The following is a 10,072-nucleotide window of genomic DNA, read 5'->3' as shown; positions in this document are numbered from 1 at the left end:
ATTTCTGCAATTTTTAATATAAAAAATCTGGAAAATTGTTGTTCTCCAGCCTGCGCCGACTAAATTGCACGTCCTGATTATTTATCAAAATCAGATGCATCATGGCGCTCTGCCAACTGAGTTGTTTCATCTCCCCAAACGCGATTGACGCGCTGACCGCGGATTACTGCCGGTCTTTTTGCAATTTCATCTGCCCAACGGAGCAGGTGAGGGTATTCATGCACCGATAAAAACTCCGCAGCCTCATACACATTATTTCGCACCAGCTCGCCATACCATGGCCAAATAGCAATATCAGCAATGCTATAAGTCTCTCCTGCAATATAAGGGTGCAAAGCCAGCTGGCGATTCAACACATCCAGTTGTCGCTTCGATTCCATGGTGAAGCGATTAATGGCGTATTCATTTTTTTCAGGCGCATAGGCATAAAAATGACCGAAACCGCCGCCCAAATAAGGCGCTGCGCCCATTTGCCAAAACAACCAGTCCAATGTTTCCGTGCGAGCTGCAGTGTCTTTTGGTAAAAACGCATCAAATTTTTCCGCGAGATAAAGCAATATCGACCCGGACTCAAACACCCGCACCGGCGTATCGGAACTTCGATCCAGCAAGGCAGGAATTTTTGAATTCGGATTTACATCTACAAAACCACTGGAGAACTGATCACCTTCATTGATGCGAATTAACCACGCATCATACTCCGCGCCGCTATGCCCAAGCGCCAACAACTCCTCCAGCATAATCGTTGCTTTCACGCCATTCGGCGTTGCCAGCGAGTACAACTGAAGCGGATGTTTACCAACAGGCAGTTCCTTATCATGCGTAGCGCCAGCCACAGGGCGATTGATATTGGCAAATGCGCCGTCAGAGGTTTGCGGTGCTTGCCATACTTTTGGTGGGGTGTAAGTTTTTGTGGTCATGCTCAATTTTTCCTCAGGCGTAATCTGACATCAGCGTGCATCATAATTACCATTTCTTAAGCGTTTCATTGAGGCTCAGGTTGGGCGTTTGACGAGATATGATAGGCCGCACCCGCATCCTTCCCGGTTTGAGATAGGTTGGGGCGCCATTTGAAAATGCAACGAACACGTGGTTGGTTGATATGGAAATTGTGCAGTGCTAACGCCGCCACTTATGGTGCGTCAATGCAGGATATATTGGCCCGGGTGGCCAGGATATGAGGTAAAAACAGGTATTGTTCATGACACCATAGTTTGGCCGTGAATTGACACCATAGATTGGCCGTTGTAGAGCTTCATTTATGCCACGAGCTTGGCAGTCAAGGCCTATTTTGACCTTCCATCAGGACGGGATTACTACATTGGCTTGAGTTGTTTTTTTCAAGTTATTGATTTTTATGGTTTTTTTGTGGAGCAGGTGATGGGTGTCTCTTATAATGGTAGTTAAGGCTTCACTTTATTCGCTCTTGCGAGATACAGTGATTGATTGAGCTATTTTTACGATATTTAAATCCCCATAATTATTATGTACATCCTCGATTAGTCTTTTGGTGAAATCGGTGTAACGACTCCATTTTTCTTTGCTGAGGTGGGAGGCATCAAGTAGGTTAGAGGTTTTATCGTATAGTTTTAGCAGGCGTACTATCGGAGATTTTTCCCATAATCGCATTGTTTCCTCTTCGAAGCTGCTAAAGGTCATGCTATTTACGAGCTCTTTGACTGCATCATCTGCAAAGGTAGGAAGAGAGATACTCGTATCCTCTAGAACATCATGCCACATTAAAGCAAGATAACCATTTAGTCTTACACTCTCCTGAAGAGTTGTTTCGGTGAGAATGGTCATTGCACACCATATCGGATGTACAATGTAAGGAGTTTTCTTGTCATGAAATCTCACTCTTCCTGTCAACTTTCTCGAGTGGTGAATATGCGCTATTCTCGAAAAATCTGCAGCATCTATTATTTCTTGGGCTATTTTTTCCGTATTCATTGTCATTCCACTATTCTGACTTTCATCTAATTTGTAATGCCTCGATTTCGATCTGTATTTAACCTTCCCACATTTAATGCAAATGAAATATTCCTTCATAATATTTTCTTGAGTAAATAGTATATTTATTATTGTGGCTGGAACTGTAGATTCTAATAAAAAACGGGATATTTAACTGATTTCCATATGATCATTGCCTTGTAGGCTGGTGGAAATCAGCGATTTCAAAAGGTTTCTGTAGTTCGATGAGTCTGCTGGTTTCAGGGTCTATAGGTCTGAATATGCGTCTTGTAATATGATATTTTGAAAAAATTTGCGTCTCTATCACTGACGGTATAGGTTTCACAATAAACATTGAGGTCATTACTCGACAATGTATGCTTTGCAAACAATCCAATACTTCCCTCCATCGTTTTCTAAATAATTGATTGCGACACAGTCCTGGGAGCGCGCTATATGCGGCACCCATATAATAAAAATGCGCAATCGCATCTTTTTCTGCTTCAGCTATTCTCACCAAATATAGGATGGCTGTAAATCCATATATGTCTCCTCTTTCTATTAATGTGTCTGTGTCATTTATCAGGCAAGGAGGGAATGAAAGTCCCATGTTTTCAGGTTGCTTGGGATCAGGAAATATCCACCAAGATATGCGCATGTATGGAGACATTATCTTGAATAAGTCAGCTTTTGTCAGTGGCCGGTTTCTTAGTAATTTAAATAGAGGCAGCTTATATGGAGCGTCACTTCCTTCGAAAATTTTCGCCAAGTTTTCTACACGGCTTTCTTTGACAGTGTGTAGGCCTTTTAACCAGCGTAGAACTATTCCCGTGGGATCTCCGTTTTCCGCACCAATTTTTTTAGTGAAGTCTTTTCTGCTTATTTTATGGGTGCGAAGGAGGTTCTCCAGCCAAATTCTGGTTTGGAGGGTTCCAACAGTTGTTTTTGAGCTAGTTCTTTTTTTGCTCGATTTCGACATGACTTCAAATATGGTGCGGTGCATAAATGATCCTGTAGTTTTTAGCAGAAATTAATAACTAAATTCTACCGGGAATTTACCCTTTATTGATGTTAAATTTTGACAGGCGACGACATTTCTACCTAACAAAGGTGCTGGTGCATTCAATGACGTTAACATCCCCGGATACGGTGACATACTTGAGGGAAAAGTATGGCCAAATTTTGACGATTGACGAAGTGGCTGAAATATTTCGTTATAAAACTGTGGCAGCAGTGCGAAAAGCGCATGCACGAAAAACACTTCCAATTAATCTATATCGCCTGAAGGGCCGATCGGGATTTTTTGCCCATGTAGAAGATGTTGCGGAATGTATCGAAAAAATGAAATTGTCCTCGCCTGTCCAAACCTGTCCTATAGAGTCATAGAAGAAAGGTGATTTTTTGGTCGAGTTGATAATTAATTAAAGGACTTAACCGGTTTTTAATTGATTAAGAATTTACCTAAAATTTGTAGAGTTTCTAAAAAATATAAAGGTTGAAGTGCATCCTCACAGATCACTAATGCAGGTATATATCAGAGTGTCTAAATCTTTTTGGGCGGGTATTTTGAGGGTTGACTATATGACGTAGAAAACAAAAAAGCCGAAAACATACACTTGTCTTCGGCTCTTAGGGAAGGCGATGCCCTCGGTATAGGAGCCAGAAGTATCCCTCCCTAAAAGTCTCTAGTCAAGTTCTTTGATTCACGAATTGAGCCTTCGAGGTTCGCTGCTGCCCGCTCGGTTAGCACGACTCGATCGCTCATGGGAGATGCCATGCTCAGTGAAAGCCAGTTATACCGCTACTTTGATGATCACAATGTCAGTTCTGATGCTGTGCAATACATACTCAATACTCGTAACTCTCAGCCATCACGAATGGTAGGAACACACGCCAGAAATAATGTCTGTTCATGGTTCTACTCCGAGAAAATGGAGCGGACAATCTCAACAGAAAGCAGGACTGCCGAGAGAGCTTTCGTTGTTTTGTCAGAATTCGACAGGAATGTATTCGAAATATGGGATCAGCCAGAACCTGTGATAATTCAAAAAAACAACAGCAAAGGCCAGAGAAGGAACTCCTCTTATACCGCTGACTTTCTTATATTGGATAAAGATGGGCCATGTGTTGTGGAGGTGAAAGATGTTGCTACGATAACGAAGCTTGTGGCTGCTAAAGCTGAAGACTGGGTTAAGAGATATGATGGAAGTATCGATTACCTTCCTGCCAAGCGAGTATTTGAGAAAATCGGACTGGGATTTAGGGTTTTTGTTGCGTCGAATGATTTACGTTTTCGCGTGCTTAATCAGGAGTTGCTCTTACGCACGAGAACTATGGGCTCTCCATGTATAGTAGAAGATGATCTTAGTAATGCTTTTGAAGAGTCATTTTGCTGGACTTTATATGATCTTCGCGAGCGAATGAAGCTAAACGACTATACCAGCATTATTCAATGTATAGACGAAGGAAAGTTATTCTTCGAGTGCGACACCGAAATGCTTTCAGAGCCCCGTGGCTGTTATTTGGTGAAGCGAAAGGACTTGCTAAAGTATGTTTCAGAGTTTCGTGGGCCGAAGATATATCACGATAGCTTATTGTCTGCCATTGAGGTGGTGCGGATGCCACCAACAGCCTACGCGGAGTCTGCACTAGAGCGCCTAAAACGAATAGGTTCACATGAAAATGGCCGTTCTGTGAGGCGTTGGCGGGCGCTTGTAAAGAAAGGGGGGCGTGAAGGCTGGAGTGAATTTCAGTCATTAATACCCAAATGGTTTTTTTCTGGTAATCGGCGCAGAAAAGTAAATGAGTTGGTCGAAGAATTTCTATATAAATACATAATAGAGGACCATGCTGCCTCACCGGGTTTAAGTGACTATCGTAGCTATATTCGTTATCGAGTTAGAGCGCAGGAGGAACATCCTGCGTACCCTCCTGCAGCAAGGACTACTTTTATCAGGCGCTTACAGGTCTTGTCGGAACGAGTCGCTTTGATTAGAGAGGGGAAGCGGAAAGCAAATGCTGTTGCAGCCCCTTCAAATCCTCTTCTGAGGCAATTAAAAGCTGAGCTTGCATGGCAGCGAGCCGCTGTGGACCATTATTTAGCTGATATCTATTTGGTTTTCTTCGATTCAGAAGAATGCCCTCATGTGATGAGACCTTGGCTCACGGTAATGATTGATTTGGCCACCGGCTGCACACTTGCTTTCAGTATCTCATTCCAAAATCCGTCCCGAAGATCAGTTGCAAAGGTTATGCGGGACTGTGTTCGACGCCATAGCATGTTACCAAGAGAGATTATCGTAGATCGGGGTTCTGACTTTCGCTCGGTTTATTTTTCTGCATTGCTAGCACATAGCAAAATGGAGCTTGTCTTACGACCCTCTTCGCATTCTCGTTACGGTGGTGAGGTTGAAGGATTATTCGGCGAATTCAAGAAGCAATGGTTATCGCAACGGCCTGGAAATACGACGGACTTCAAGAATGCTCGTGGAGTCGACGGAAAGTTGCAACCGAAGAAGTTGGCTGTTCTGACGCCGTATGATTTTTATCGAGAGTTTGAGACTTTTATTTCCTGGCGCGATTCGTGCCCGAAAAGCGCTTCTATAAGTGCGCCAAGGAACATTTTGGCTCGGCACATGAGAGAGTTTCCCTTTATCGGTGTACGACAAGAGTTTAACAGTGAATATGCAATTGCAACCGCTGTCGATGGGCGAAACTACAAGATAGATTTTCAGAGAGGTCTTCACATTGGAGGGATTTGGTACTGGTCACCAGAGCTCAACGAGTTGAAGGCAAAGAAAAATTCTGTAGAGGTTAGGTGTGATCCTGAAAACCCGCACGTAGTTTATGCGTTGATAGGCAATAGATGGGTGCCATGTTACAGCTCAAGGATCAATCGGTATTCCGCACTGGACCCTATATCGCAATGGGTAGACGGCCTTATTGTGCTTGATGCGTTCAGCGCTCGCCAAAAGGTGAAGGCGCAGGCTGATGAGGAGGTAGTTAGGATAATCCGAAGTATGACTGAAAGCCGTCAACAGCATGGAAAGAGTCAAATAGCGGTTTTATCCCCCGTTGATGAGTCGCAAGAATACGAGGAGGATTCTGTTTTTCAATTACTGAAGGATGCTGATATTCAAACGCTTGAGGTTGAGGACTGGGAGGTGAAACATGTCTGGTAGCATTAATTCCAGCATGTTCGACGTAGCAATTCCTCATCGCAATTGGCAGTGTGCTTTGGCCGACGCGTTTGCCGTCCTCAGCTGCGCATCACCGGGTGAAGTTGTATGTATAACTGGCCCTTCACGCGCAGGAAAATCGTTGCTAATTCACCGATTGATACAGATGTTGTTTGGTGAAAGTCATTTCGATGAGAGTGGGCTACTTCCTGCGGTAGTTGTGGAAGCGGTAAATGCTGGCCCTCATGGAGGCTTTTCTACCAAGGCCTTCACACAGCGACTTCTGGAGTCGGTGAAGCACCCTCTTTTTTCGATGAAAGGACACGATTTAGAGGACCTTATAGCCATGCAAAAAATGGATCGTTCGACAGAGGCAACCCTTAGGGTTGCACTGGAACACGCATTGATTGCTCGTCAGACAAAATATCTTTTTATTGATGAGGCTCAGCATGTCAGGTATGCCAGTAAGGATGCGCAAGCTTCGTTTGCAGTAATGGACTCATGGAAGTGTCTTGCTCAAACCACGGGTTTAGTTTTAGTGTTAGTCGGTGCCTATCCAATTTTGGATATTGTTAAGAATTCTCCTCATCTCTTGGGTCGAAACCATCAGGTTCACTTCCCTCGGTATCATGCCAATCGAGAAGACATCGTCGCGTTCGGCCAACTCCTGCAAAAATACTCGGAGTTTCTGAGCCTGGACGAGTCACTAACGTCGCTCAATGACGTAGCAGAGTTGATGTACGAGGGTAGCCTGGGGTGTATTGGCCTACTCAAGGCTTGGCTCAAACGCACAGATGCAGTGGCGTCATATCATAATGTGCCGGTGAGTGAAGAGTTGTTGCGAAGCAAGCGCCTGACCGACATGGACTTGCGTGAGATCAGCGCTGAGATACGGAATGGCGAAAAATGGTTGGAGAGGACTTCGCTATTAGAGCGAACTGGCGGTGTTCGACAAGCGTTAGCCGCTGGCGACGGGCGCATTGATAGTAATAATAAGAACAAAGGTAGGCCTTTTCAGAAGAATCCAACTCGGCAAAAATCTGGCAATCGGACGGAGGTATTACCGGATGTCTAACCGCCTTTTTCCAATCCCTGTACGTGGCATTAGAACTGCTGAGGTGGAGTCACTTCCCTCTTACGTTCACAGACTGGCCTACAGGCACGGAGTTTTCGTTGGTGAGCTACTGAGATTTGTAGTCAGACAGGCTGAAAGAGATAAGAGTTATAGTGGGCAATTGGTCACTCTTCCTCATCATATATATGTTCATGATCTACTTAGATCAAATGGGCTCGCTCAAGGGCTTGTGAGCATATTCGAACATTTGACTCACCAATGTCTCGCAGGCACAACAGTTACAGTTTTCAGTGGTCCCCTTACTATGTCCAGAGGAGAGCTGCACGCAGGATTCAGGTGGTGTCCTGAATGTTTTACTGAAATGGCAATGATGGGGGAGGAGCCTTATTTCAAGCTTATTTGGCAATTTAAAGCGATACAGGCATGTCCTATTCATTACACCCCCCTACTTGTGAAATGTGATCACTGCGGTTGTGATCAGACAAGCTATATTAAACGAAGAGCTTTAGATTTTTGTCAGGATTGTGGTGCACCACTCTCGGTGCGAGGGAATATGCTTGAGCTGCGAGACTTCGCTAGTAGTTGGCAAGACATAGGCCGAGATATTGTTGAGTTGTTTAGGGATTTGTCCGAATATGGATATAACTCTCTTCCGGATGACGGAGTCTTCCAGTCGCTTGATGGAATTTTTGACGACTGTTTACGTCGACAAAGAGGGGAAGACTTCAATCAAATACTGGATTGTAATCAATTATCTTCGTTCGGTTATCGTATGAGAATTCTCAGCCTCAATACCGCACGCAAGGTAGCGTTTCGTCTTGGTATCTCTCTTTACGATCTATTGAGTGGTAATGCGGTACAGGCTTCTCGAAGCTTCAATTATCTAGAGTTTTGCCCCTTTCCTTCCAGCTTCATGGGCGCATCTCCTCGTTTTAAACGCGATCATGAAGCTTTGTTGCATAAACTTCAGCAACTGATGGAGGATGAAGTAAAACCCCTCTCTCTCAAAGCAGTCGCTAGAGCGCTGGAAGTCTCCGTCGGCTATCTTGAGTATCGCTTTCCAGTACAGGTGCGGTACATAGTGGAAAGAAACCAGGATTTTCTCTCCAGCCTTCGATTGCAGAAATATCGCTGCGCACAAGAAAAGGCGTTGAGGTATTTCGTCAGTGGAGCCCATGATGCCCCGAAGTCTAGGAAGCAGGCATACTTTAGTATTCGCGCAGAGACCGGCTTGCCTAAGTTTTTGCTAAAAAGCGTGATTCAAGACGTGTATCTGACTTTGACTAAGCCGGATTAGCTTATTTAAATGCAATATGCTGCCATAGCGTAATTGTTAATTACAATTTGATAGTTTGAATCGCCCCGACTTTTTCGGAGGCGGTTTAATTTGAGTCATGCTACATGAGCCAACTCAGTTTGTTGATAAAAAATTTCTTCGAACTCCTTTGGCGGCACATAACCCAACGCACTGTGAAGCCGACGGTTATTAAACCATTCAACCCATACAAGTGTCGCCATCTCCACAGCATCAAGATTTTTCCACGGTGCGCTCTTATGGATAACCTCGGTTTTGTAGAGTCCATTAATCGTTTCAGCTAAGGCGTTATCGTAAGAATCGCCCACGCTCCCAACCGACGCATTAAATCCTGCCTCAGCAAGGCGTTCGGTGTAGCTGATGGATAAATATTGGCTGCCCCTGTCACTGTGATGAATCACGCCACGCGGTTTTCCTCTTGCCCACAATGCCTGCTCCAATGCATCCAGAATTAAATCCGCCTGCATTGTCGTCATCGCTCGCCAACCAACAATGCGACGTGAAAATACATCGATTACAAAGGCGACATAGACAAAGCCTGACCAGGTGGCGACGTAAGTAATGTCGGCAACCCAAAGTTGATTTGGCTTGTCCGCTTTAAAGTGACGGTTAACCAGATCTTGCGGGCAATGTGCCTTGTGATCGGGGATCGTTGTTTTACACTTTTTGCCACGACGCACACCTTCAATACCCAATTGACGCATGAGCCGCTCAACGGTACAACGAGCCACATCAAACCCCTCTCTACGCAGTTGTTTCCAGATTTTTCGCGCACCATAGTTGCGATTACTCTCAGTCCAAACACGCTGTATTTCAACGACTAAACGCTCATCCTGCTGAATTCGCCGCGCCCGCAACTCGGGTGTTTTCTCCAATTGCTTGTGCCGATAATACGTTGATGGTGCAATCTGTAACTGCTGACAAATCGGCTCGACACCAAAAGCACTTTTATGGGCATCAACAAAGTGGATTAGAGTTTCGGTTTGCGGTCGAGCTCCGCCTGGGCAAAAAAAGCCGAGGCTAAACGCAGGATTTCATTCGCACGTTTGAGTTCACGGTTCTCGCGCTCCAAGGCTTTAATGCGTTCTGACTCTGTAGCACTTGAGGTGGATGGTGGAGTGCTATTGGATTCAGTTCGGTTTATCCAGGCGCGAAGTGTTTCAGGCGTACAGCCAATCTTGTTGGCAACGGAAGTGATCGCAGCCCAGCGCGAGCTGTGATCTTGTTCGGTGGTGAGCACAAGCCTTACAGCTCGTTCACGCGTTTCAGGTGAATATCCGGGTCTCTTTTTCATAGGCTAATTCTCTCAAGAAAGTTAGCCTCCGACAAACCCGGAGCGATTCAATGCTAAACGAGGGCGTCATAAATTTAGAAGTAATGAGTTCCTTCGACACAGCAGCTTGAGTGAGTTCCCAGACTCAGAGTCAGCAGGGTCTTTAAGAAAGAAAGAGTCAGAGCAACATGCATTTGTATTAGACCGAGTATCTGCCCCTAAACTGATTATTCCTCAGCTTGAGTTGGCAAGGGTCCTATTTTATGCCAGCTCTTACTTAT

At 44.9% G+C, this 10,072-nt stretch carries 7 protein-coding genes and 1 other annotated feature; of the genes, 3 read left to right on the top strand and 4 right to left on the bottom strand.

The annotated features are described in order from the left end of the window. Positions 1–77: 77 nt before the first annotated feature. From yghU to C4F51_RS15190, 3 genes are all read right to left on the bottom strand, one after another. Positions 78–920: a glutathione-dependent disulfide-bond oxidoreductase gene (gene yghU / locus C4F51_RS15200; RefSeq protein ID WP_193911228.1), complete on the bottom strand. Its 843-nt coding sequence runs from the start codon at positions 918–920 to the stop codon at positions 78–80. Between the two features lie 496 nt (positions 921–1,416). Next, positions 1,417–1,950, bottom strand: coding sequence for a hypothetical protein (locus C4F51_RS15195; protein WP_193911226.1), 534 nt, complete (start codon positions 1,948–1,950; stop codon positions 1,417–1,419). A gap of 190 nt (positions 1,951–2,140) precedes the next feature. Beyond that, a complete protein-coding gene (locus tag C4F51_RS15190) occupies positions 2,141–2,953 on the bottom strand; it encodes a hypothetical protein (RefSeq protein WP_193911224.1) in 813 nt (270 codons plus the stop codon). A 772-nt stretch (positions 2,954–3,725) separates the two neighbouring features. Here C4F51_RS15190 and C4F51_RS15185 point away from each other — a divergent pair. Genes C4F51_RS15185 through C4F51_RS15175 form a run of 3 tightly spaced genes read left to right on the top strand, consistent with a single transcriptional unit; the run spans position 3,726 to position 8,500 of the window. After that, on the top strand, positions 3,726–6,131 hold the full coding sequence (locus C4F51_RS15185; protein WP_193911222.1) for a Mu transposase C-terminal domain-containing protein: 2,406 nt from the start codon (positions 3,726–3,728) through the stop codon (positions 6,129–6,131). Further along, complete coding sequence (locus C4F51_RS15180) at positions 6,121–7,203, top strand: ATP-binding protein (RefSeq protein ID WP_193911220.1); 1,083 nt, start codon at positions 6,121–6,123, stop codon at positions 7,201–7,203. Before C4F51_RS15185 ends, C4F51_RS15180 begins: the two co-directional genes overlap by 11 nt. Next, positions 7,196–8,500, top strand: a complete 1,305-nt coding sequence (locus C4F51_RS15175; RefSeq protein WP_193911218.1) for a TniQ family protein — start codon at positions 7,196–7,198, stop codon at positions 8,498–8,500. The genes C4F51_RS15180 and C4F51_RS15175 overlap by 8 nt, the downstream gene beginning before the upstream one ends. Before the next feature lie 95 nt (positions 8,501–8,595). Here C4F51_RS15175 and C4F51_RS15170 read toward each other — a convergent pair. Further along, positions 8,596–9,812 (bottom strand): IS3 family transposase gene (locus C4F51_RS15170; RefSeq protein ID WP_193911216.1). Its coding sequence is split into 2 segments (ribosomal slippage): positions 8,596–9,533 and positions 9,533–9,812, totalling 1,218 coding nucleotides; the frame shifts between segments, so codons are not numbered across the junction. Further along, positions 9,418–9,534, bottom strand: a sequence feature (AL1L pseudoknot). It overlaps the preceding gene by 117 nt. Positions 9,813–10,072: the final 260 nt, after the last annotated feature.

Source organism: Cellvibrio polysaccharolyticus, assembly GCF_015182315.1.
Lineage (GTDB): Bacteria > Pseudomonadota > Gammaproteobacteria > Pseudomonadales > Cellvibrionaceae > Cellvibrio > Cellvibrio polysaccharolyticus.
This window is presented reverse-complemented; position numbering and strand designations above follow the sequence as displayed.